This is a genomic window from Pseudoblastomonas marina, assembly GCF_034374265.1.
Taxonomy (GTDB): domain Bacteria; phylum Pseudomonadota; class Alphaproteobacteria; order Sphingomonadales; family Sphingomonadaceae; genus Alteriqipengyuania_A; species Alteriqipengyuania_A marina.
The window spans coordinates 412,310-433,989 of the sequence record NZ_CP139718.1 but is presented as its reverse complement, the minus strand read 5'-3'; the positions used below and the strand labels follow the sequence as shown (position 1 = coordinate 433,989).

Here is a 21,680-nt window from a genome sequence, read left to right as displayed (position 1 = left end):
GGTTCACATCCGTGTCCGCAAGCCGTGGAAAGTTTTTGTCTGATGTCTTTGCTCATCGGGAATGATAGCGTCTGGCCATGAGGTATATCTTCGCTTTCGGGGCAATATCCCTCCTTATCGGGCCGACCAACATACACGCGCAGGAACGCTGGTCCGTGCCCGCAGAGGCCGACGCCCTGTTCGCCAGCGGCGACGGCGAAGCGGCCTTTGCCATGACCCTCCCCCTGCTTTTCGAATGCGAACAGAAGGCGCCGTTGGGAGAAGCGTGTTTCGATCTTTTCCTGGCGACTTCCGAGTTCTCGCTGCGCGCACCGAACCGCTTGCCCGAAGGAGAAGCAGTGGCGAGGCGCGGCCTTGCCCTGGCCCAAAAGCTTTCGGCCGAACCCACGCTTGCCCAGGCCGGGATGCAGAACAATCTCGCTCAGACGCTGGACCAACAGCAGCGATTCGACGAGGCCCGCGCGTTGTATCGCGCTGCGATCGGTACATATTCTGCGATACTAGGCCCGTCCGACCCGTTCACGCGACTGGTCATGGTCAATCTCGAACGCAATCTGCGGCAAAGTTTCGTCACGTCGCGCAATCCGGATCTTTTTGCGCAGATGATCGACCTCCAGAAATCGATGGCTGACGCGGATCCGGGAAAGCTCTTTACCCTCGGTATCGAGACCACCAATAGCTTGCTCAATGCGGGTGTTTTTCGTGAAGCCGAGCCGATCGCCCGTCAAACGCTCGCCCTCGCGATGGAAAAATTCGGGACAACCAGTCTGGAAACTGCCGAGGCGCTCATGCTTCTGGCAACGCTGCTTGGCGCACTCGAAAGATATGACGAAGCCGAGAAGGTTCTTTCCCGCAGCATCACTCTGTTTCGTGCCAATAGTCCGGAGGATCACCGCTCTATCGGTTCTGCGCTGCAACAATTGGCGATCATCGTAGGAGAAAAGAACGAACTGCTGCGTAAGGAACAATTGCTGCTGGAGGCTCTCGACGAGATCGAAAGAGCCCTGGTTCAGAAAGGGCAAGTGATTGGTACTGCTGACGAAGCGATGGCGGCGGCAAATTCTGCCGAATACATCTACGCGGTGATCCTCGATGGCCTGGGCACGATAATGCAGGACCGCTACCGCTATGGAGAAGCCGAGCGCTATTTTCGCGCAGCGGTGGACCAGGCTATGCGGGTGTTGGGCGAAAACGATTACTACGTCGCGTTCCGCCTCAACAATCTCGGGGCGCTCTATTTCACTACGCAAAAATATGCGGAGGCCCGCGATACTTATGCGGGCGCGTTGGAGATCTGCCAATCGAACCTTGGACCAAACCATCCCGATTGCGCCACGATCGAAATGAACCTTGCCGTCGCCCTCTCCGAACTGAAACAGACGGGCGAAGCCGAACGCCGGCTTTTCCGGGTCGCGGAGATCAGGCGTGCCGCGTTCGGGGAGCGATCCCTTCTCTATGCCATCGCCTCTGCGAACCTCGCAGATGCCATGTCCGTAAACGGGAAGAAGGAAGAAGCCGCCACGCTTTATCGCAGCATCGCGGCGCTGGTGGACGCTACATTCCAGGCCGACCTGCCCGAACGGATAAAGATCCTGTGGTACGCCGCCAACTTCGCCCGAAAAGGCGATTTCGCAAACGGGCCTTATGCGCGCACCCTATATCGCAAGGCGATCGCCGGAATAGTTCAGCGTACTGCCGCGGGCGACTTCGGCGCGGATGCCCAAGCCGATTTCCGCAACCATCGGCCACTCTTCGTCAACCACGTCAAGAATAGCTGGGCACTGGGGGAGGCCGCAGTGCTGGCAAAGTGAACCGGTTCGATCGCAATCCGTACACGGCTCGCATCATAGCCGGAACGTCGAGTGTTCCCCAGCCGTTGGGAAGGTGAAAGCACATAAGGAGCACCTCCATGACCCAACGCGTAATGATCCTCGCCACCAACGGCTTCGAACAGTCCGAGCTGATGAAGCCGAAGGCCAATCTCGAAGATGCCGGAATCGAAACCACCGTCGTCAGTCTCGAAGCCGGCTCGATCACGGGCTGGAACGACAAGAACTGGGGCGAAAGCGTCGCGGTCGACAAGACGGTCGACGAAATTTCGTCGTGTGACGATTTCGATGCGCTCTTGCTGCCGGGCGGCCAGATCAACCCCGATATCCTTCGCATGAACGAACGCGCCGTTGCGATCGTCCGCGAATTCGGCATGTCGAACAAGCCGATCGCCGCAATCTGCCACGCGCCGTGGCTGCTTGCCGAAGCGGACTTGGTGAAGGGCAAGACCGTGACCAGCTGGCCGTCGATCCGGACCGACCTCGCCAATGCCGGTGCGAATGTCGTGGATCAGGAAGTCGCCCAAGACGGCAACCTCATCACCTCGCGCAATCCCGATGACATCCCTGCCTTCAGCGACGCGCTGATCGCCCGGGTGAAGGGTCGCGTCCCCGAAAACGCCTGAAAATTTCGCCGATAAATCAGGGCCGGCGCGGCATTTCAGCCGCGTCGGCCCTTTTTGTGTGGAACCCATTCCCGGTCTCGTTCGTCCCGCTGGTTCGAGACGCTCGTCGACAGGGTCGCGCCATTGGTCGGCAAATCGTTTTTCCGTTCATTCGCGCGACAGTTCGAAGGTCGTTTCGGGACGGTTCTCGCTTTCCCCCCGCGAGAATCAGAACAAGAACTGGAGTAACCAATGAAGACCTATATTTCCGCCGCAGCCCTCGTTGCCGCCCTCGCCGCCACTCCCTCCCTGGCGCAGGACCGCAGCGAAGCCTTCACCGGCCCCTATCTCGGCGCCACCGTCGGCGTCGACAGCATCCAGGTCGATGACGGCACCGACAGCGAAAGCGAGGAAGGCGTCGCCTACGGCACCATCCTCGGTTACGATTTCGCGACCGACAACGCCGTGTTCGGCGTCGAGGCCGAACTGAGCGAAAGCAGCATCGGCGTCGACGACACCAATGTTCTCGTGGCCGGCGACACCGCATCGTTCACTGCCGGGCGCGACATCTATGTCGGCGCGCGTGCCGGCATCTTCGCCAGCGACAACGGCTTCCTCTACGTCAAGGGCGGCTACACCAACCAGAAGTTCGACCTCGACTACACCGCACCGGGCGTCGCGCTCTCGGACAGCTCGAATGCCGACGGTTTCCGAGTCGGCGCGGGCGGCGAATTTCGCCTCGCCGACAACCTGACCGCGCGCGTCGAGTATCGCTATTCGAACTATGGCGAACTCGAATTCGACGGCACCGCGCTCGGCGTGGACCTCGAACGCCACCAAGGCATGGCCACGGTCGCCTATCGTTTCTGATAGTTGGCGCAGACGCCAGACAGGAGGCCCGGGGGAGCAATCCGCCGGGCCTTTTTGCTAACCGGCGCGCATGTCCTGGCTTTCATCGGGGATCGCGACTTCTAGCCCGTCGAGGTCGTCGCCCAGCACGATCTGGCAGGCGAGGCGCGAGGTCGGGCCGACGCAGGCCGCGAGGTCGAGCAGGTCCTCTTCCTCTTCGCTCGCTTCGGGGAGCCGAGCGAACCACTCGCGCGCGACGAGGACATGGCAGGTCGAACAGGCCATCTGGCCTTCGCAGGTCCCTTCGAGCGGCATGCCCGCCGCCTGCGCCGCATCGAGCAGCGTCAGGCCGCTTTCGCCGTCATACTCGGTGAGCTTGTCGCCCTCTTTGAAGCGCAGCCGGACCATCAGGTGATCCCCTGCTTGCGCGCGGCCTTGAGCAGCATGTCACAGGCCCGCTCGAGCTCTTCAGCCTCGGTGTAACGCCCCCAGCCGAGGCGGATCGAACTCTTAGCCTGCTTGTCGCTGAGGCCCAGCGCTTTCAATACATGGCTGGGGCGCCCCGAGCCGCTCGCGCAGGCCGATCCGGCGGAGAACATCACCTCACGGCAATCGGACATCAGCCGCGCGACGTCGATCCCGTTATGCTGGAGATTGGCGTTGCCGTGCCAGCGCGCCTCGGCGCTGCCATTGAGCCGCCAGCTTTCGAACGCCTGCGCGACGATCGTCCAGAGCTTCTCGACGTGGTCGGCATCCTGCGCCATCCGGTCCTTCGCCTCGGCCGCGGCGGCACCGAAACCGGCGCACAACGAAGGGCTTAGCGTGCCCGAACGCAGGCCGTATTCCTGCCCGCCCCCGGTCTGCACTTCGCCCAGATCGATATTGTCGCGCACCCACAATGCGCCGATGCCCTTGGGCCCGTAAATCTTGTGCGCGCTGATCGCGATCATGTCCGCACCGGTGACCTCGATCTTGCCGTAGGCCTGCACCGCGTCGCACAGGTAAAGCGCGTTGGCGGACTTGGCCTTGCGATGCCAATCGACCGTGGGCTGGATCGTCCCGATCTCGTTATTGACCTGCATCAGGCAGACCAGCCGCGTGTCCTGCGGCAGGTCCTGCTTGGTGTTGCACTGGCCGTTCTTGGCGACGTTGAGGATGTGGCACGATCCGAGCGCGCGCGCGGTGTCGAGCACCGCGGCATGTTCGATCGCCGAGGCCGAGATACTGCCCTGCTTCGCCGACAGCGCGCCGCGGATCGCAAGGTTGATCGCCTCGGTCGCGCCGCTGGTGAAGATCACCCGGCCACCCGAGGGCAACAGCGCGGCGACCTGTTCGCGCGCAAACTCGACCGCCGCGGCGGCAGCGCGTCCCATCTTGTGCGGGCTGTGCGGGTTGCCGAAGCCGCTGCCACCCGGCCCGTCGAGCCATTGCAGCATCGCGTCGCGCGCTTCGGGCGCGAGCGGGGTGGTCGCCTGGTAATCGAGATATATCACGTGGTCTGGGCCATGGCCTTCCAAGCTTCAACGAAGGCGTCGATCTCGCGTTCCGTGGTCTTGCGACCGATGCTGACGCGGATCACCTCGCGCGAATGCTCGTAGCCCATTGCCTCGAGCACATGGCTCGGCTTGAGCGAGCCGGAAGAGCAGGCGCTGCCCGAGGAGATCGCGAAGCCGTTCGAATCGAAGCGGATAAGCTGCGAGGCAGCGCTGATACCTGGCATGCGATAGGCACCGATCGCGGGGCTACGCTCGCTCGCCTTGGCGACGATTTCGCCCCCCGCATCTTCTATCGCCGCCTCGAGCCTGGCTCGCAGCTTCGCGGCTTCGCTGAGCCAGCCATTACCCGCTTCGAGTGCCACCGCCATCGCCCTGGCTGCCGGGAGATTCTCGGTACCGGGTCGATAGCCGTGCTCCTGTCCGCCGACCGCGTGCAGCAGGCCGTAATCCTTGAGCAACAGCGCACCGAACCCGACCGGGCCACCGAACTTGTGCGCGCTGATCGCGATCATGTCGGCGTCGGGCAGTGCGAGCTTTCCCGCGCTTTGCGCGCAGTCGCAGAAGAACACCCCGCCCGCCTCGCGCACCGCTGCCGCGATCCGCGCGACGGGCTGGACCACCCCGGTCTCATTGTTGACGTGCTGGATCGCGACCAGGCCGGACAGGTCGGCTCCGTCGAGGTCGACGATGCCATGGGCATCGACGGGCAAATAATTCGCTTCCTTGCACCAGCGCCACACGGCAGCGTGTTCGACCGGGCTGACCGCAGTCAGGGGAGTTTTGGTGCGCTGGAGAACAATCGCGATCGCCTCGGTCGCACCGCTGGTGAAGATCAGCTCTCCATCCCATCCCAGCGCAGACTTGATCCGCGCGCGCGCGTCCTCGAGCTCGGCTTTCGCGGCCCGCCCGCAGGCATAGGGGCTCGAGGGATTCGCCCACCCGGCGAGCCCTTCGCACATCGCGGCGACGGCTTCGGGAAGTGGCGGGCATGTCGCCGCGTAGTCGAGGTAGACGGCGGTGTCGTTATTATTGCTTTCGGCCATGCAAAACCTATATAGCGCCCATCTTCCATTCCTACCCTCTTTTGTCCGCAATCGTCCGATCGGGCGGCGGCGACTGAGGCTCTTTGCACCGGATTTGCCAATGCCCAGCGTGATTTTCCCCGGACCTGAAGGCCGTCTCGAGGGTCGTTTCCAGCCTGCCCCGCGCCCGCGCGCGCCGGTGGCGATGATCCTTCACCCGCACCCTGAAGCGGGCGGGACGATGAACGACCGCATCACGATGGCACTGTACAAGGACTTCGCCGCGCGCGGGTTCGCCACCTTGCGCTTCAATTCGCGCGGCGTCGGTCGCAGCCAGGGCAGCTTCGACAACGGGATCGGCGAACTGTCCGATGCCGCCGCGGCGCTCGACTGGGTTCAGCAGATCCACCCCGAAGCCTCGACGACCTGGGTCGCCGGGTTCGGCTTCGGCGCGCTGATCGGCATGCAGCTGATGATGCGCCGCCCCGAGATCCGCGGCTTCATTTCGATCGCGGCCCCGGCCAACATGTACGATTTCTCGTTCCTCGCCCCCTGCCCCGCCTCGGGCATCTTCGTGCAGGGCGCGCAGGATACCGTGGTCACGCCCTCGGCCGTCCAGAAGCTGGTCGACAAGCTGCGCACGCAGAAGCACATCACGATCCATCACGACGAGATCCCGCGCGCGAACCACTTCTTCGAGAACGAGTTCGACGAAATGATGCGTTCGGTCGACAACTATCTCGACATGCGCCTCGCGCCCGATTGCCCGATCAAGTAAAAAGTCTCATTCGACCTTGTCGATCGGCGCGGTGCCCTCGCTATCGGGCACAGTCCAGATCGCGACGTTCACCGCCATCACCAGTGCAAGCAGGAGGAGCAGGCCGATCTGCTTCTTGGGCAATCCCTTCCGCCATGCGATGAATGCGGCGAGGAGGAGCGCGAAGGCGGCGAGCATCACGATGGAAAGCACGATCGACATGGGCACGGTTTAGCGTGTCCGTCGCGCGGAACAAGCCGCCACGATTGACGCGCCGCCGCCGCCGTTCCATCCTCGCCCGATGGATATGACCAACATGAACCGTCGCCAGGCGCTTGGCGTGCTCGGCGCCGGCACCGCTCTCGCCACCCTCCCCGGATGCGCGCGCTCTCTCGTCGCCGGCATGCCCGGCTCCGCCGATGCGCTGCTCGAGGACATCGCCTACAATCTGCTCGAACACGAGCCCGAACGCGCCACGTCGCTCGGCGTCGACACGGGACCCTATGCCTATCTGCGCGGTCGTCTCGAAGACCAGTCGCCTGCCGGGCAGGATGCGTTGGCAGCGACACTGAAAAGCGATCTCGCCCGCGTCCGCGCCTTTCCCAAGGCCGGGCTCGACACCGAAACGCTCACCAATCTCGAAGTCGTCGGCAGCGCTTACGACATTGCGCTGCAGGGTCTTGCGTTGCCCTATGGCGACGTGCCGGTCGGCAGCTGGCGGACCGCGCCCTATGTCGTGATCCAGAACGTCGGGACCTATCTCGACATGCCGCGCTTCATGGATGCGAACCACAAGGTCGAAAGCGCGCAGGACGCCGACGCCTATATCGAGCGGCTTCAGCAGATGCCCGCCGTGCTCGATGGCGAACTGGCGCGCATTCGAGACGCGCGCGGCATGGGCGTCACCCCGCCGAGCTTCCTGCTCGACAAGGCGATGGGCCAGATGGAACAGACTATCGCCAGCGCCGGCAAGGGCGAGCTGTTCGCGGAAACGCTGCGACCCAAGCTGGCGAACGCCGGCCTCGCCGAACGTTACGCCGATCGGGCGCTGGCCCTCGAAAGCGGACCGATCGCCGAGGCGCTGTCGCGGCAGCTCGAGGAATTGCGCGCCGAGCGTGCGGTAGCCACCTCAACGCCAGGCATCTCCTCGCGTCCGCGCGGAGAGGAATTCTACGCTTGGGCGCTGCGCTCGAGCACGACTACCGACCTTTCGGCCGACCAGATCCATCGGCAAGGGCTCGAGGAACTCGAAGCGCTCCACGCGCGGATGGATCCGATCCTGCGCGAAATCGGCTTCACCACCGGCAGCGTCGGCGAGCGGATGCAGCGCCTGAGCGAGGACCCGCGCTACAAATTCGCCGAGGGCGATCCGGGCCGTGCCGAGATCATGGCGTTCATCGAAGACCGGATCGACTGGATCAAGGCGCAGATGCCGCGCGCCTTCAACACCCTGGTCGATCCCAACCTCGAAGTCCGCCGCATCCCTCCGGCCGAGGAAGTCGGCGCGCCCGGCGCCTACGGCGGGGCGGGCAGCAAGGACGGCACGATCCCGGGGCGGTTCTGGATCAACCTCCGCACCACCGACCTGCACCGCAAATACGACCTCGCCGACCTCACCTTCCACGAAACGATCCCGGGCCATGTTTGGGAGGGCGAATATTCGAACCGCCTGCCGCTGATCCGCTCGATCCTCGCCTTCAACCCGTTCAGCGAAGGCTGGGCACTCTATGGCGAGCAACTGGCCGACGAGCTCGGTGCCTATGACGATTTCAAGGTCGGGCGGCTCGGATACCTCCAGAGCCTCGCCTTCCGCGCCTGCCGCATGGTCGTCGACACCGGGCTCCACGCGAAGGGTTGGAGCCGCGACCGCGCGGTACGCTTCTTCGTCGAACGCAACGGCTCCAAGCGCGCCGAAGTCGAAAGCGAAGTCGATCGCTATTGCAGTTGGCCCGGCCAGGCGACCGGCTACAAGCTCGGCCACAGCCGCATCGTCGACCAGCGAGAACGCGCGCGGACGGCGCTCGGCGATGCCTATGACTTCAAGGCCTTCAACGACGCGGTCGTGCTTGGCGGCAATGCGCCGATGGATGTGCTCGAACGCAATGTCGCGCGTTATATCGAACGCGCCGGACGCTAAAAAAGGAAATGCAAAGGGCCCCGCCGCGTTGCCGCGACGGGGCCCTCCTCTCCACAACTTGTGAGAAGCGTTACGCCGCGGCGGGAGCCGCGTCGCGAACGCCCTGGTCGACATGCGCCGCGAAGGGCTCGAAATTGTCGACGAAGAGCTGGACCAGCTTGCGCGCGGTCGCGTCGTATTCTTCCGGATTGTCCCAGGTCGAACGCGGATCGAGGATCGCACTGTCGACGCCCGGCACGCTGACCGGCACTTCGAAGCCGAAATTCTCGTCCTTGCGGAACTCGGCATCGTTGAGCGAACCGTCGAGCGCGGCGTTGAGCAGCGCGCGGGTGGCCTTGATCGGCATGCGATGGCCTTCGCCGTACTTGCCGCCCGTCCAGCCGGTATTCACCAGCCAGCACTGCGCGCCGCCTTCGGCGATACGCTTCTTGAGCAGGTTGCCGTAGACGCTCGGGTGGCGCGGCATGAAGGGTGCGCCGAAACAGGTAGAGAAGGTCGCGGTCGGCTCGGTCACGCCGATCTCGGTGCCCGCGACCTTGGCGGTGTAGCCCGACAGGAAGTGATACATCGCCTGGTCGGGTGTGAGACGCGCGATTGGGGGCAGCACCCCGAACGCATCGGCGGTCAGCATGATCACGTTCGACGGGGGCGGGCCGAGATTGTCGGCCGACGTGTTCGGGATCGAGGACAGCGGATAGGCTCCACGGGTGTTCTCGGCCAGCGTGGCGTCGTCGAGATCGATCTCTCCGTTCTCGTCCATCACCACGTTTTCGAGGACCGTGCCCTCCATCCGCGTGGTGGCGTAGATTTCCGGCTCGGATTCGGGATCGAGGCGGATCATCTTGGCGTAGCAGCCGCCTTCGAAGTTGAAGACCGCGGTGTCAGACCAGCCGTGCTCGTCGTCACCGATCAGCGTGCGGCTCGCATCGGCCGAAAGCGTGGTCTTGCCGGTGCCCGACAGGCCGAAGAACACCGCGCTCTTGCCATCGGGGCCGATATTGGCCGAGCAATGCATCGGCATCACGCCCTTGGGCGGCAGCAGGTAGTTGAGGATGCCGAAGACGCTCTTCTTCATCTCGCCGGCATATTTGGTGCCGCCGATCAGGATCAGCTTTTCCTCGAGATTGACCGCGATCACCGTTTCACTGCGGGTACCGTGTCGTGTCGGGTCGGCGCGGAAGGTCGGCAGGTCGATGATCGTGTATTCGGGCACGAAGCCTTCGAGTTCGCTCGCGGTCGGGCGCACCAGCAGCGTGCGGATGAACTGGTTGTGCCAGGCGAGTTCGTTGACCACGCGAACGTTGACGCGGTGCTCGGGCTGCGAACCTCCGAACAGGTCGGCGACGTAGAGCGTGTCCTTGTGCTTCAGCGCGGCGAGGAAATCCTCCTTCAGCGCGGCGAAGTGTTCCGGCGTCATCGAGGCGTTGTTGTCCCACCAGACTGTCTCTTCGGTCTCGGCATTGCGGACGATGAACTTGTCCTTCGCACTGCGGCCGGTGTGCTTGCCGGTCTCGACAACCAGCGGGCCGTGCTTGGCGCGCTTGCCCTCGCCATTGTCGAGCGCGTGCTGGGTCAGCGCGGCGCTGTCCAGATTGGCGTGGATCGTTGCATCGGTAACTATCCCCTGGGCGGACAGGGGCGTGGAAAGAGGCGAACTCACGGATATTCTCCCGAAACGACTGGAGGCGGCCGGCGCATGGTAGTGCCGAAACTGTCTCCAGCGCAGATAGAGAACCCCCGTGATTCCGTCAATTCGCGCCTATTGCCAGATGGTTAGGACGATGAATCAACAGCTTGGATCATTGTGAACGCTCACAAGTCAGGCCCGAATATTGTCTGTTCCACACCCCCTCGCTAGGGCTGTGCCAAACAGATACGTAAAAGGATGTCTTCCGCTTGGAAACCGAGACCGCCAGCGACACGCCCGACAATGCCGATGGCGACGATGGCCGCAAGGTGATCGCGCTGGTCGACGACGATCGCAACATCCTCACCAGCGTCTCGATCGCCCTGCAGTCCGAAGGCTTCGCCACGCGCGTCTATTCGGACGGGGCGAGCGCCCTGAAGGCGCTGCGGAGCAATCCGCCCGACCTCGCCATTCTCGACATCAAGATGCCGCAGATGGACGGGCTCGAATTGCTGCGCGAGCTGCGCAAGAGTTCCGACCTGCCGGTCATTTTCCTCACCTCGAAGGACGAAGAAAGCGACGAGGCGCTCGGCTTGTCACTGGGGGCAGACGATTACATCGCCAAGCCCTTCAGCCAGCGGTTGCTGATCGCGCGCGCCCGCGCGATCCTGCGGCGCGCCGATTTCGCCGCCCCGGCACCCGACATGGGCCAGCCCGAAGAATACGACCGTCCCGAGCAGGACGGCGTGATGCGTCGCGGCAGACTGTGCATGGATCCCGATCGCCATCGCGTGACCTGGGACGGTGAGCCCGTGTCGCTCACGGTGACCGAATTCCTCATTCTCGAGGCGCTGGCCACCCGCCCAGGCCTGATCAAGACGCGCAACCAGCTTATGGACGCAGCCTATAGCGACGACGTGTTCGTGGATGACCGCACGATCGACAGCCACATCAAGCGGATGCGTCGCAAGTTCCGCAAGGTCGACGGTGAATTCGGGGCCATCGAAACGCTCTACGGGGCGGGCTATTCCTTTGGCGAAGCCTGACCCAGCAGCGGACGGGAACGGGCCGGTCGGCGCACCCGCCGCGCCGCTGCGCGATCCGCTCTTCTGGACGCGCAGCATTCCGCTCACCGCGCGGATCCTGTTCGTCAACATCTTCGCGCTGGCGTTGTTCGCGGGCAGCCTGTTCTATCTCGATTCCTACCGCAACCAATTACTGGTCGAACGGTTCGAGACCGCACGCAGCGAGGCGGAGATCGTGTCCGATGCGCTGGTAGCGCTCCCCGATGCCGAAGCCCGCGAGCGGCTGATCGTCGAAATTGCGCGCGACCAGCGTTCCCGCATCCGCACCTACGATCCGCGGGGGCGCCTCGTGGCCGATAGCTTCGATCTCGCCGAGCCGGGCTACACCCTCGGCCCGCCGGACAGCGGCAATTTCTTCAAGCGCCTGCCCGGCTACCTCGATCGCGCGACAGACGCGCTGCTCGGCGCCCAGCCCGTTCCCCCCTATCGCGACCCGCAGCGCGAAAGCGCGAGCCAGTGGAACGAGATCGCCGCCGCACTCGCGACCGGACGCACCGTCGTGTTCCAGCGCTACGCACCGGATCGCACCCCGGTGATCACGGCCGCGGCCCCGATCGGTTTTTCGGGCGAAGCGGTACTCGTATCGGCCAATCCACGCGACATTACGCAAAGCGTGCGCGATGCGCGCGGGACACTCGCACTGATCATCCTCGTCGCGCTGGCCGCTTCGATCCAGCTTGCGCTGTTCCTCGCGCGGACGATCGTGACCCCGTTGAAGGACCTCGCCTCGGCCGCCAGCCGGGTGCGGATGGGGCGCGAGCGCGAAGTGGTCGTCCCCCGCCTCCCCGAACGTGGCGACGAGATCGGGCAGCTGGCGCGCGCGGTTTCCGACATGGCCGAGGCCTTGCGCAACCGGATCGACGCGGTCGAAAGCTTCGCCGCCGATGTCGCGCACGAACTCAAGAACCCGCTCGCCTCGATGCGCAGCGCGATGGAATCGCTCGAACGGGTCGAGCAGCCCGAATTGCGCACCCAGCTGCTCGACATCATCGCCGCCGACGTGCGCCGCATCGACCGGCTCGTGACCGAGATTTCCGACCTCAGCCGGATCGATGCGGAGATCAGCCGCACCGAGTTCGAGGTGATCGACCTCCACGCTTTGGCCGAGCGCATCGTGGAGGCGCGCCGCCGGCCCGAGAGCGACAGCGAGAACTGGCTCGAGCTAGTTGCCTCGACTCCGGGGCCGTTCACCGTCCGGGGCGACGAGAGCCAGCTCGAACGGGTGATCGAAAACCTCATCGACAACGCCCAGTCCTTTTCCCCGCGCGGAGCGCCGGTTTCGATCACGGTTGCGCGCCAGGATCGCAAGGTCCAGCTAGCGGTCAGCGATCGCGGTCCCGGGATCGCCGAGGAATTGCGCGAGAAGGTATTCGAGCGCTTCTACACCCAGCGGCCCGAACCTGACGGCTTCGGTCGTCACAGCGGGCTTGGCCTCGCCATCGCGCGCACCATCGCTCGAGCCCATGACGGCACGCTCGAAGTGGGCGCACGGCTCGACGGAGAGAACGGCGCGCGCTTCGTTCTCAGGATTCCGGCCAAATGAAGAAACTGCCCAACGTCACCGGTGTCGCGATCGACGGGCGCGGGGTTTTGATCGCCGGACCATCGGGCAGCGGCAAGTCGAGCCTCGCGCTCGAACTGATCGACCGGGGAGCGCGGCTGATCGGCGACGATGGCGTGGTCGTCTCGCCCGAAGGCGGGCGGCTGCACGCTGCGCCGCCGGTCGAAACCGAAGGCTTGATCGAGATCCGCAATGTCGGGATCGTCGAGATGGAACCGGTCGGCGCGCCCGCCTGCCTGTGGATCACGCTCGCCAAGGATCCCCCGCGCCTGCCGCTCGGACCGGAACAGCGCAGGGTCGCCGGCTGCACCGTTCCCGAGATTCGGCTCTATCCTTCCAAGCTCGCGCTCGCGCTGCGGGTCGAGGCGGCGCTCGATATGTTCGGGCTCGATCGATAGGCCTTCACATCGCACCGTCGAAGGTCCACACCCCGCGAAGATGAGCGAAACGCACGACAAGCTGGAATTGCTGCTGGTCACCGGGCTGCTCGGGGCCGGCAAGACCACCGCATTGCGCCAGCTCGAAGACCTTGGCTGGGAAATGATCGACAATTTCCCGCTCCGTTTCCTCAAGCGTCAGGTGCAGGATCTGCTCGCCGAAGGTCCGGGAAGCTCCGCCGTCGCGATCGGGTTCGATGCCCGGACGCGCGAATTCGTGCCGCGCAAATTCCTCGAATACCTCGCCCTTCTCGAAGCGCGCGACGACGTATCGGTCACCCTCCTGTTCGTCGATTGCGCCGGCCAGGAGCTCGAGCGCCGCTATAACGAGACCCGACGACCGCACCCGCTGGCGCAGGGGCGCCCCGTGCACGAGGCGCTCGCGGCCGAGCGCGAACTGCTCGCCCGGCTGCGCGAGCGCGCCGACTTCGTGATCGACACGACCAAGTTCACCCCGCACGACCTCCAGCAATCGATCCGCGAGCATTTCTCCCCCAAGAGCGAGCGGCGGATGGCGCTGAGCGTGATGAGTTTCGGCTTTGCGAGAGGGATACCGCCGGTTGCCGACCTCGTTTTCGACATGCGCTTTCTCGACAATCCGCATTGGGACGAGAAGCTGCGCCCGCTCACCGGCGAGGATGAGGCGGTGGCGCGGCATATCGAGAACGACCCGGCTTTCGCCGACGCCTATGGCCGGATCGAGGACCTGATCCTGACTTTGCTGCCACGCTACGAGGCGCAAGGGCGCGGCTACCTTACGATTGCGTTCGGGTGCACCGGCGGACGCCACCGTTCGGTGTTCACCGCGCGCAAGCTGACCGAGCGGCTTCGCGCCACCGGACGCAGCCCGACGCTCATTCATCGGACGCTAAAATCGCGCGGCGCAGAACTGGTTGAAGGCACTCAGCCACAGCCTTGATACATCCGGGCTGACATAACATCCGTAAAGGTCTAAGGGCCGCTGTCCTACGCATTGGATTAGAGCAATTACGCACTGATGATCGGTATCGTACTCGTTACGCACGGCCAACTCGCCGAGACTTTCGTCGAGGCGATGGAGCACGTGGTCGGCACCCAGAAAGGCGTCGCGACGGTCTGCATCGGACCGAACGACGACATGGAAGCCCGCCGGCGCGAAATCGCCAAGGGCGTGAAGGATGTGAACGACGGCGCCGGCGTCGTCATTCTCACCGACCTGTTCGGCGGCACCCCTTCCAACCTTGCCATCTCGCTGATGCGCGAAGGCGAGGTCGAGGTAATCGCGGGGACCAACCTGCCGATGCTGATCCGCCTGGCCGGTGCGCGCAAGGCGATGGCATTGGGCGACGCGGTAACCGCCGCCCGCGAGGCGGGGCGCAATTACATCACCGTGGCGAGCGAATTCCTCGCGCAGGAAGCCTGAACCCGAGTGCCCTGCGAAACCGTCACCATCGTCAACGAAAAGGGCCTGCACGCGCGAGCCAGCGCGAAATTCGTCGGCATGGTCAGCCAGCTGGCGGACGGGCTCGACGTGCAAGTCGGCAAGGATGGCACCCGCGCGGGCGGCGGTTCGATCCTCGGCCTGATGATGCTCGGCGCGGCGCGCGGCGACACGATCGAGATCTGCGTCGACGGCGAGAATTCCGACGCTGCGCTCGCCAAGCTGGTCGGGCTCGTCAAAGACGGCTTCGGCGAGGACTGAGGCAGCGTTGGCCGAGCGGCGCACCATCACCGGGTTCTCTAATCCCACCGTCAAGTTCATGCGCTCGCTGCGCGAAAAGAAGCACCGCAAGCGCGAGGGCAGGTTCCTGGCCGAAGGTTTGCGCCTGCTGACCGATGCGCGCGAGACCGGCCACGTCCCCGAATTGCTGGCGCTGGCAACCGGTCGCGAACCCCATCCCCTGCTCGATGCGCTCGAAGCGGCGGTAGGGGATGCCGGTGGCCAAGTGCTCGAGATTGAGCCGGCGCTGCTCGCCAAGGTCACCGGGAAGGACAACCCCCAGGCGGTCGCCGGGGTGTTCACCGAATTTGACACGACGCTCGACACGCTCGATCGATCCTCGGCCGATATCTGGCTGGTGGCGCAGGCGCTGCGCGACCCGGGCAATCTCGGAACCATGCTACGGACTGGCGACGCGGTGGGCGCCGGCGGGTTGATCCTGGTCGACGATTGTGCCGACCCGTTCTCGGTCGAGGCCGTCCGTGCGAGTATGGGGGCGCTGTTCACCCAGAGAATCGCGCGTGCCTCGTGGGAGGAATTCCACGCCTGGTTGCGACAGGGCGAGGGGGAAACCGGGGGCCAACTCGTCGCCGCGTCGCTGCGCGACGCCGTGCCGTATCGCGGCGCTCCTTATACCGCACCCTGCTTCGTCATGGTCGGCAACGAATCGCGCGGACTGCCCGAAGCCTACGAAGCCGCCTGCGACCTGCGCGTGACGATGCCGATGAAGGGCCGCGCCGACAGCCTCAACGCCGCGATTGCCGCCGCAGTGCTCGCCTATGAGGTGCTCGACACGTTCGAATAACGCTAAATTTGCCTTGCGCGACACCGTTCAGGAGAAGTCGGGAACGGGCCTTGCGGCGAGTTAGTGCAAAATACATGATATGTTACTAGGTGACCTTAATTCCTAAACCTCAACAGGCTCCCCATGGATAACGCTGCCACGTACGAACGCCCCGACATGTGTCGGCGGGCCGCTCCGCGCACCAACCTCTTCGTCATGGCAACGCTGGTGTCCGACACGATGTCGGGTGCGGTGAGGGTTCGCAACCTGTCCGAAAGCGGGGCTCTGATCGAAGCCAACAATTTGCCCGATGCCGGCGCTACCTGTCGGCTTATCCGTGGAAACCTCTCGGTCCCGGGCAAGGTCACGCGGCGTAGCGAGAAGAACATCGGTTTCCAGTTCGAACGGCGCGTCTCGGTCGATTCATGGATGAAGAGCGGGCATGAGCACCAGCAGCAGGTCGATCGCATCGTCCAGCAGGCGAAACATGTGTACCCGGTGGCCGACAAGGCGCATATCGCCAGCCATACGCTGAAATCGACCGTCGGGGAGCGCAACGATCTTCACCAGATCGCCGACAAGCTGGACAAGCTGGCCGATCTCCTGAGCAACGATCCGGAGGTGATCGCCCGCTACATGAACCAGCTGCAGGTGCTCGACCTCGCCTCTCAGAAACTGCGCGCGCTGGGCTGAAGCCGAGCAGTCCCGGGCCGTCTCAATCGCCGGCGATGAAGGCGACGATCCGGTAGCCTCCGGGGCCGAGCCGCGCGAGCAAGCGATAATCGACCATAGATCGCAATCGATCGCTGCGGATGAAGCCCGTGCGTTGCCGGCCATCGCGGACTTCGAGATATTCGGCCTCCGGGTCCCAGCCCTCGACCAGCGTCACCAGTCCCCAGTCGATCCGCGCACGCACCGGCGCGTCGGGGGCGGCCGCGGCGCGGAGCGGCACGGCGCTGCCGGTCACCAGCATCGTCTCGAAATAGTCGATGTCGCCGAAGTCCTGCGCCCAGTGCCACGGCAACGTGAGTTCGCCGCCTTTCATGACCGCGCAGCCGAGCAGCAGCACGCGATCGAGTTCTTCCCACAGCGCATAAGCGGGATCGTCGAGCCGCGCGGCGAAGGCTTCCCAGCCCGAGCCCCCTCCGAAATCGAGTTCGACCTCCGGCGCGACCAGCGGGCGCAGCATCGCCGCATTGCGGTTGGCGACCGCGGTGGTGAGCGTGTGGCGAAAAGCCTGCGCCGCCACATCGCCGCGACAATCGTCGCGCGGCGGATAGCTCTGCTGGGCGGAGGTGGGCGTGGAAAGCGCCGCCATCGAGAAGACAGCGGAAAGACACAGGGATTTCACGGAAAACCTCCCCCGATTTGCGCGCCCCGAGCTTGGTAGCAACTACTCCGCCGCCTCGCGACCCTCGTTGGTGCCGTCCTCGATCTGCGCGGCGTCTTCGGCGGTGTAGGTAGGAGTCTCGGCGATCTGGGGAATTTCCTCGATCTCGCGCTTGCCGATCTCGATCCCCTTGTCCTGCAAGCGACGCCCGGCGGAGAGAACATTCCTCTCAAATGAACCGACGAACTTGTTGTAATTCTTGACCGCGCTTTCGAGCCCGCCACCGACGCGCTTCATGTGCTCGGCGGCGATGGCGAGCCGGTCGTAGAGCTCGGCGCCCATCTTGCCGATCTCGACCGCTTCGCGCGCTATCGTGTCCTGCCGCCAGACCTGCGCTACCGTGCGCGCGATCGCCACCAGGTTCGTAGGAGTTGCGAGCAAAACCTTGTTGCGGAATGCGAAATCCCACAGCTCGGGGTCGTGTTCGAGCGCGGCGGCGACGAAATGCTCGCCGGGGACGAACATCACGACATAGTCGGGCGAATCGTCGAACTGGCTCTGATAGCTTTTCGAACCGAGCGTCTGGACGTGGCTGCGCATCGACTTGGCATGCAGGTCGAGATGGCGCACGCGCTCCTCGTCGCCCTCGGCCTCGAATGCTGCCTGGTAGGCGTTCAACGACACCTTGGCGTCGATCACCAGCTTCTTCTGGCCGGGCACGTGTACGATTGCATCGGGTCGCAACCGGCCCTCGTCGGTATCGAGCGAATGTTCGAGGTCAAAATCGGTGTGCTCGGACAGGCCGCATTGCTCGAGCACGTTCTGCAGTGCACGTTCGCCCCAGCGCCCACGCGCCTTGGGCGCATTGGTGAGCGAATTGCCAAGCCGCTGCGCCTCGCGCCGGACCTCTTCCTGGCCCTTCCGCATTTCCTCGATCTGCGTCCGAAGCCCGCTGAACGCGTCGGCGCGCTGTTTCTCCAGGCTGCCGACCTGCTCCTCATAGGCTTTGAGCCGCTCGCTGACCGGCTTCAACAGCGAAGCGACCGCTTCCTTGTTGGCCTTCTCTGCCGAGCCGAATTTTTCGTCGGCGCGCTTGAGGAATTCCTCCTGCGCCTTCGACAGGACCTCGCCGCTGGTCGCCTTGAACTGGTCGACCAGCGCCTCGCGCGCCTCACGCATCTGTTCCAACTGCTTGTCGAAATTGGCGGCGTTGGCTTCGAGCGTCGCGATTCTGATCTGCGCCTCACCCAATTCCTTGGTTGCCCGCTTGAATTCCTCCTCGCGCGCTGCGCCCGTAGCTTCGCTCTCGGCCAGCTTGGCCTTGAGGTCGGAGGCCGGGCGCGAGCCGATATACCAGCCAACACCGCCGCCAAGAGCGAGGCCGATAACAAGTGCGATGATAGCGAGAAAGGTCGGATCCATGCGCCGACGTTACGCGGAACGGAAACGGAACGCCAGAGGGTCGATACTCTCTTCCCCGTCATTCCCGCGAAGGCGAGAATCCACGGCGACCTGGCACGACCTCACTCTGGATCCCCGCCTGCGCGGGGATGACCAAAAGAATCAAGCCGCCTGCAGCTTCCTGAGCTTCTTCAGCGCCATGTTGCGCTTGAGGCGCGAGAGGTGGTCGATGAACAGGATGCCTTCGAGGTGGTCCATCTCGTGCTGGATGCAGGTCGCCATCAGGCCCGTCATGTCTTCCTCGTGCACATTGCCATCGAGGTCCTGGTAGCGGACGCGGCAGGTCGCGGGACGATCGACGTCGGCGTAGATGTCAGGCACCGACAGGCAACCTTCCTGGTACGTCGCCAGTTCCTCGGCCGGGTCAAGGATTTCGGGATTGATGAAGGTGCGAGGGTTGCGGACCATCGGGCGGTGGTCGTGGCCGCATTCGTCGTCGCCGCAATCTTCGGCATCAGCGCTTTCGTCGGGCTCCTGCAGATCGATCACGAGCACGCGCTTGGGCACGCCGACCTGAATCGCGGCGAGGCCGATGCCCGGCGCGGCGTACATCGTCTCGAACATGTCGTCGACGAGGGTGCGCAGATCGTCGTCGAACTCGTCCTTCTCGACGGGAGTCGACACGGTCTTGAGCCGGGGATCCGGCACTTCGAGGATTTCGCGGATAGCCATGGATGCTATTTAGTCGCTCTTAGGCGCGCTTTCAATCCACCGGACGCCGCGCGCGCAGCGCCTGTGCCAGAGTGCCTTCGTCGAGGTAGTCCAGTTCCCCACCCACCGGCAGGCCATGCGCCAATTGCGTGACCTTGACCGGGAATGCCTCGAGCCGCTCGGCGAGGTAATGCGCGGTAGTCTGGCCTTCGAGCGTGGCGTTCATGGCGAGAACCACCTCGTCCACGCCCCCCGCTTCGACCCGTTGGAGGAGCTCGCCCACCGTGAGGTCCTCGGGCCGCACACCGTCGAGGGCCGATAGCCGCCCGCCGAGCACATGATAGGTACCTTGGAACAGCCGCGCGCGATCGAGTGCCCACAGGTCCGAGACGTCCTCGACCACGCAGATCGACTTCGCATCGCGGCGGGGATCGGCGCAGATTCCGCAAGGGTTGCGGGTATCGACGTTGAAGCAGGTCTCGCATTCGACCAGCGTGTCCTGCACCGCCGCCAGCGTCTCGACCAGCTGCGGCAGCGCGCGCTCGCGGTTCTTGACCAGCCACAGCACTGCGCGCCGCGCCGAACGCGGGCCGAGGCCGGGCAGCCGCGCCAGGGCCGAGGCCAGCGCTTCGATCTCTTGCGATGCCATGGGGGCACAGATAGGGCGCGATCACGCAATGCGAAAGGATCGCGGGAAAGCTATGCGCATCGTCTTCATGGGAACGCCCGATTTCGCGGTGCCGACGCTCGTCGCGCTCGACGAGGCGGGGCACACGATCCCAGCGGCCTACACCCAGCCGCCGAGGAAGGCCGGGCGCGGCAAGAAGCTTCAGCGCACGCCCGTGCATGAAGAGGCGGAGACGCGCCATATCGAGGTGCGGCATCCGGAAAGCCTGCGCGATGTCGCCGAACAAGCGCGGTTGGCAGAGCTCGAGCCCGACCTGCTGGTGGTAGCCGCTTACGGGTTGATCCTGCCGCAGGCGGTGCTCGACATCCCCACGAAGGGCGCACTCAACGTCCATGCCTCGCTTCTGCCCAAATGGCGTGGCGCTGCACCGATCCAGCGGGCGATTCTTGCCGGCGACAGCGTGACCGGGATCACCATCATGCAGATGGAGGCCGGGCTCGATACCGGGCCGATGCTCGCGACCGCGCGCGTGCCGATCGAGAACAAGACCGCCGGAGCGCTGACCGAGGAACTGGCCGAGATCGGCGCGCAACTGATGGTCGGCACGCTGCGCGACCTCGACCTGCACCAGCCGATCGAGCAGGACGACAAGGAAGCGACCTACGCCAAGAAGATCGACAAGCGCGAGGCGCGGCTCGACTGGTCCGAGGGTGCGGTCGCGCTCGAGCGCAAGGTCCGCGCCTTCGCGCCCTTCCCCGGCGCATGGTTCGAGCACGAGGGCGAGCGCTTCAAGGTCCTCGCCGCGGAGGTACACGGGCATGAAGGCATCCCCGGCAAGGTCCTCGACGACGAGCTGACGATCGCCTGCGGTTACGGTGCGCTGCGCCCGACCCGGATCCAGCGCGCGGGCAAGCCGGCGATGGATACGGCCGACCTGCTGCGCGGTTATTCCCTCCCCGAAGGGACCCGGCTCGCTTGACCCGGTTCGCGCTCACCATCGAATTCGACGGCGGACCGTTTTTCGGGCTCCAGCGCCAGAAGCACGGGCCGAGCGTGCAGCAATCACTCGAAGAGGCGATCCACGGCGTCACCGGCGAAGAGGTGCGCGTCCACGCCGCCGGTCGCACCGATGCCGGCGTCCATGCGCTCGGCATGCGCGTCCATGCCGATATCGCAAAGGAGATCGCGCCGTTCCGGCTGATGGAGGCGATCAACGCGCATCTGCGGCCCGATCCGATCGTGGTGATCGCGTGCGAGACGGTCGACGATGATTGGCACGCGCGCTTTTCGTGCGTGGAGCGAAGCTATCTCTACCGCATCCTCAACCGCCGCGCGCGCCCGACGCTCGATCGCGGACGCGTCTGGCATGTCGCGACCGAACTCGACGCAGCGGCGATGCACGAGGCCGCGCAATCGCTCGTCGGACGTCACGATTTCACCACCTTCCGCTCGGTCCATTGCCAGTCGGACAGCCCGGTCAAAACGCTCGACCGCCTCGACGTCGAACGCCACGGCAACGAAGTTCACATCCACGCCGCGGCACGCAGCTTCCTCCATCATCAGGTCCGCTCGATGGTCGGGTGTCTCTCGCTGGTCGGAAAGGGACAATGGACGGCGCAGGATTTGCGCCATGCGCTCGAAGCGCGCGATCGGCAGGCGCTGGGGCTGAATGCACCGCCCGAGGGGCTGTATTTCGTCGAGGCCGCATATCCCTGACTGCGG

24 protein-coding genes are annotated in these 21,680 nt (G+C 64.6%); 15 read left to right on the top strand and 9 right to left on the bottom strand.

Annotated elements, in window-relative coordinates; translation table 11 throughout:
* Window positions 1-77 precede the first annotated feature (77 nt).
* From T8S45_RS02135 to T8S45_RS02125, 3 genes are all read left to right on the top strand, one after another.
* A complete protein-coding gene (locus T8S45_RS02135; protein ID WP_322294500.1) occupies window positions 78-1,811 on the top strand; it encodes a tetratricopeptide repeat protein in 1,734 nt (577 codons plus the stop codon).
* Between the two features lie 98 nt (window positions 1,812-1,909).
* A complete protein-coding gene (locus T8S45_RS02130; protein WP_322294499.1) occupies window positions 1,910-2,455 on the top strand; it encodes a type 1 glutamine amidotransferase domain-containing protein in 546 nt (181 codons plus the stop codon).
* Between the two features lie 231 nt (window positions 2,456-2,686).
* On the top strand, window positions 2,687-3,304 hold the full coding sequence (locus T8S45_RS02125; protein ID WP_188641409.1) for an outer membrane protein: 618 nt from the start codon (window positions 2,687-2,689) through the stop codon (window positions 3,302-3,304).
* Window positions 3,305-3,361: 57 nt separating this feature from the next.
* Here the strand turns inward: T8S45_RS02125 and T8S45_RS02120 are convergent, their stop codons facing one another.
* Genes T8S45_RS02120 through T8S45_RS02110 form a run of 3 tightly spaced genes read right to left on the bottom strand, consistent with a single transcriptional unit; the run spans window position 3,362 to window position 5,822 of the window.
* Window positions 3,362-3,691, bottom strand: a complete 330-nt coding sequence (locus T8S45_RS02120; protein WP_322294498.1) for a 2Fe-2S iron-sulfur cluster-binding protein — start codon at window positions 3,689-3,691, stop codon at window positions 3,362-3,364.
* Complete coding sequence (locus T8S45_RS02115; RefSeq protein ID WP_322294497.1) at window positions 3,691-4,776, bottom strand: cysteine desulfurase family protein; 1,086 nt, start codon at window positions 4,774-4,776, stop codon at window positions 3,691-3,693. The genes T8S45_RS02120 and T8S45_RS02115 overlap by 1 nt, the downstream gene beginning before the upstream one ends.
* Window positions 4,773-5,822, bottom strand: coding sequence for a cysteine desulfurase family protein (locus T8S45_RS02110; RefSeq protein ID WP_322294496.1), 1,050 nt, complete (start codon window positions 5,820-5,822; stop codon window positions 4,773-4,775). The genes T8S45_RS02115 and T8S45_RS02110 overlap by 4 nt, the downstream gene beginning before the upstream one ends.
* 100 nt (window positions 5,823-5,922) lie before the next feature.
* Between T8S45_RS02110 and T8S45_RS02105 the strand changes: the two genes are divergently transcribed.
* On the top strand, window positions 5,923-6,579 hold the full coding sequence (locus T8S45_RS02105) for an alpha/beta hydrolase (RefSeq protein WP_188641405.1): 657 nt from the start codon (window positions 5,923-5,925) through the stop codon (window positions 6,577-6,579).
* Window positions 6,580-6,585: 6 nt separating this feature from the next.
* Here the strand turns inward: T8S45_RS02105 and T8S45_RS02100 are convergent, their stop codons facing one another.
* Complete coding sequence (locus tag T8S45_RS02100; protein WP_322294495.1) at window positions 6,586-6,780, bottom strand: hypothetical protein; 195 nt, start codon at window positions 6,778-6,780, stop codon at window positions 6,586-6,588.
* A 79-nt stretch (window positions 6,781-6,859) separates the two neighbouring features.
* Between T8S45_RS02100 and T8S45_RS02095 the strand changes: the two genes are divergently transcribed.
* On the top strand, window positions 6,860-8,695 hold the full coding sequence (locus tag T8S45_RS02095; RefSeq protein WP_322294494.1) for a DUF885 domain-containing protein: 1,836 nt from the start codon (window positions 6,860-6,862) through the stop codon (window positions 8,693-8,695).
* Between the two features lie 70 nt (window positions 8,696-8,765).
* Here T8S45_RS02095 and T8S45_RS02090 read toward each other — a convergent pair whose 3' ends face one another.
* The gene (locus T8S45_RS02090) at window positions 8,766-10,355 is read right to left on the bottom strand and encodes a phosphoenolpyruvate carboxykinase (protein WP_322294493.1); all 1,590 of its coding nucleotides are present in this window, start codon (window positions 10,353-10,355) and stop codon (window positions 8,766-8,768) included.
* Window positions 10,356-10,651: 296 nt separating this feature from the next.
* Here T8S45_RS02090 and T8S45_RS02085 point away from each other — a divergent pair, with 296 nt between their 5' ends.
* The 8 genes from T8S45_RS02085 to T8S45_RS02050 all read left to right on the top strand — a co-directional run bounded on the left by T8S45_RS02085 (window position 10,652) and on the right by T8S45_RS02050 (window position 16,581).
* Window positions 10,652-11,368 (top strand): response regulator transcription factor, encoded by a 717-nt coding sequence (locus T8S45_RS02085; protein ID WP_322295179.1) that lies wholly within the window; start codon window positions 10,652-10,654, stop codon window positions 11,366-11,368.
* Complete coding sequence (locus tag T8S45_RS02080) at window positions 11,355-12,950, top strand: stimulus-sensing domain-containing protein (protein WP_322294492.1); 1,596 nt, start codon at window positions 11,355-11,357, stop codon at window positions 12,948-12,950. The genes T8S45_RS02085 and T8S45_RS02080 overlap by 14 nt, the downstream gene beginning before the upstream one ends.
* A complete protein-coding gene (locus T8S45_RS02075; RefSeq protein ID WP_322294491.1) occupies window positions 12,947-13,366 on the top strand; it encodes an HPr kinase/phosphorylase in 420 nt (139 codons plus the stop codon). Before T8S45_RS02080 ends, T8S45_RS02075 begins: the two co-directional genes overlap by 4 nt.
* A 40-nt stretch (window positions 13,367-13,406) precedes the next feature.
* Window positions 13,407-14,324 carry an RNase adapter RapZ gene (gene rapZ / locus T8S45_RS02070; protein WP_322294490.1) on the top strand — a complete coding sequence of 306 codons (918 nt, stop codon included), beginning with the start codon at window positions 13,407-13,409 and terminating at the stop codon, window positions 14,322-14,324.
* A gap of 78 nt (window positions 14,325-14,402) precedes the next feature.
* Window positions 14,403-14,807, top strand: coding sequence for a PTS sugar transporter subunit IIA (locus T8S45_RS02065; protein WP_188641398.1), 405 nt, complete (start codon window positions 14,403-14,405; stop codon window positions 14,805-14,807).
* A 6-nt stretch (window positions 14,808-14,813) separates the two neighbouring features.
* Window positions 14,814-15,086 (top strand): HPr family phosphocarrier protein, encoded by a 273-nt coding sequence (locus T8S45_RS02060; protein WP_188641397.1) that lies wholly within the window; start codon window positions 14,814-14,816, stop codon window positions 15,084-15,086.
* Window positions 15,087-15,093: 7 nt separating this feature from the next.
* Entirely contained in the window at window positions 15,094-15,909 is an 816-nt protein-coding gene (locus tag T8S45_RS02055; protein WP_322294489.1) for a TrmH family RNA methyltransferase, read from the top strand.
* A 123-nt stretch (window positions 15,910-16,032) separates the two neighbouring features.
* Complete coding sequence (locus T8S45_RS02050) at window positions 16,033-16,581, top strand: PilZ domain-containing protein (RefSeq protein WP_322294488.1); 549 nt, start codon at window positions 16,033-16,035, stop codon at window positions 16,579-16,581.
* A 22-nt stretch (window positions 16,582-16,603) separates the two neighbouring features.
* Here T8S45_RS02050 and T8S45_RS02045 read toward each other — a convergent pair whose 3' ends face one another.
* From T8S45_RS02045 to recR, 4 genes are all read right to left on the bottom strand, one after another.
* On the bottom strand, window positions 16,604-17,239 hold the full coding sequence (locus tag T8S45_RS02045) for a hypothetical protein (RefSeq protein WP_322294487.1): 636 nt from the start codon (window positions 17,237-17,239) through the stop codon (window positions 16,604-16,606).
* A gap of 42 nt (window positions 17,240-17,281) precedes the next feature.
* The gene (locus tag T8S45_RS02040; protein WP_322294486.1) at window positions 17,282-18,640 is read right to left on the bottom strand and encodes a DNA recombination protein RmuC; all 1,359 of its coding nucleotides are present in this window, start codon (window positions 18,638-18,640) and stop codon (window positions 17,282-17,284) included.
* A 141-nt stretch (window positions 18,641-18,781) separates the two neighbouring features.
* The gene (locus tag T8S45_RS02035) at window positions 18,782-19,351 is read right to left on the bottom strand and encodes a peptide deformylase (RefSeq protein ID WP_322294485.1); all 570 of its coding nucleotides are present in this window, start codon (window positions 19,349-19,351) and stop codon (window positions 18,782-18,784) included.
* 31 nt (window positions 19,352-19,382) lie between these two features.
* On the bottom strand, window positions 19,383-19,979 hold the full coding sequence (gene recR / locus T8S45_RS02030) for a recombination mediator RecR (protein WP_188641392.1): 597 nt from the start codon (window positions 19,977-19,979) through the stop codon (window positions 19,383-19,385).
* 52 nt (window positions 19,980-20,031) lie between these two features.
* Between recR and fmt the strand changes: the two genes are divergently transcribed.
* The gene (gene fmt / locus T8S45_RS02025) at window positions 20,032-20,937 is read left to right on the top strand and encodes a methionyl-tRNA formyltransferase (protein ID WP_322294484.1); all 906 of its coding nucleotides are present in this window, start codon (window positions 20,032-20,034) and stop codon (window positions 20,935-20,937) included.
* A complete protein-coding gene (gene truA, locus T8S45_RS02020) occupies window positions 20,934-21,674 on the top strand; it encodes a tRNA pseudouridine(38-40) synthase TruA (RefSeq protein WP_322294483.1) in 741 nt (246 codons plus the stop codon). The genes fmt and truA overlap by 4 nt, the downstream gene beginning before the upstream one ends.
* Window positions 21,675-21,680: the final 6 nt, after the last annotated feature.

Excerpts from the sequence above, each read along its gene's own strand:
- T8S45_RS02135 (WP_322294500.1), top strand. The coding sequence starts at position 78 with ATGAGGTATATCTTCGCTTTCGGGGCAATATCCCTCCTTATCGGGCCG.
- T8S45_RS02130 (WP_322294499.1), top strand. The coding sequence starts at position 1,910 with ATGACCCAACGCGTAATGATCCTCGCCACCAACGGCTTCGAACAGTCC.
- T8S45_RS02125 (WP_188641409.1), top strand. The coding sequence starts at position 2,687 with ATGAAGACCTATATTTCCGCCGCAGCCCTCGTTGCCGCCCTCGCCGCC.
- T8S45_RS02120 (WP_322294498.1), bottom strand. The coding sequence starts at position 3,691 with ATGGTCCGGCTGCGCTTCAAAGAGGGCGACAAGCTCACCGAGTATGAC.
- T8S45_RS02110 (WP_322294496.1), bottom strand. The coding sequence starts at position 5,822 with ATGGCCGAAAGCAATAATAACGACACCGCCGTCTACCTCGACTACGCG.
- T8S45_RS02105 (WP_188641405.1), top strand. The coding sequence starts at position 5,923 with ATGCCCAGCGTGATTTTCCCCGGACCTGAAGGCCGTCTCGAGGGTCGT.
- T8S45_RS02100 (WP_322294495.1), bottom strand. The coding sequence starts at position 6,780 with ATGTCGATCGTGCTTTCCATCGTGATGCTCGCCGCCTTCGCGCTCCTC.
- T8S45_RS02095 (WP_322294494.1), top strand. The coding sequence starts at position 6,860 with ATGGATATGACCAACATGAACCGTCGCCAGGCGCTTGGCGTGCTCGGC.
- T8S45_RS02075 (WP_322294491.1), top strand. The coding sequence starts at position 12,947 with ATGAAGAAACTGCCCAACGTCACCGGTGTCGCGATCGACGGGCGCGGG.
- rapZ (WP_322294490.1), top strand. The coding sequence starts at position 13,407 with ATGAGCGAAACGCACGACAAGCTGGAATTGCTGCTGGTCACCGGGCTG.
- T8S45_RS02065 (WP_188641398.1), top strand. The coding sequence starts at position 14,403 with ATGATCGGTATCGTACTCGTTACGCACGGCCAACTCGCCGAGACTTTC.
- T8S45_RS02050 (WP_322294488.1), top strand. The coding sequence starts at position 16,033 with ATGGATAACGCTGCCACGTACGAACGCCCCGACATGTGTCGGCGGGCC.
- T8S45_RS02040 (WP_322294486.1), bottom strand. The coding sequence starts at position 18,640 with ATGGATCCGACCTTTCTCGCTATCATCGCACTTGTTATCGGCCTCGCT.
- T8S45_RS02035 (WP_322294485.1), bottom strand. The coding sequence starts at position 19,351 with ATGGCTATCCGCGAAATCCTCGAAGTGCCGGATCCCCGGCTCAAGACC.
- recR (WP_188641392.1), bottom strand. The coding sequence starts at position 19,979 with ATGGCATCGCAAGAGATCGAAGCGCTGGCCTCGGCCCTGGCGCGGCTG.
- fmt (WP_322294484.1), top strand. The coding sequence starts at position 20,032 with ATGCGCATCGTCTTCATGGGAACGCCCGATTTCGCGGTGCCGACGCTC.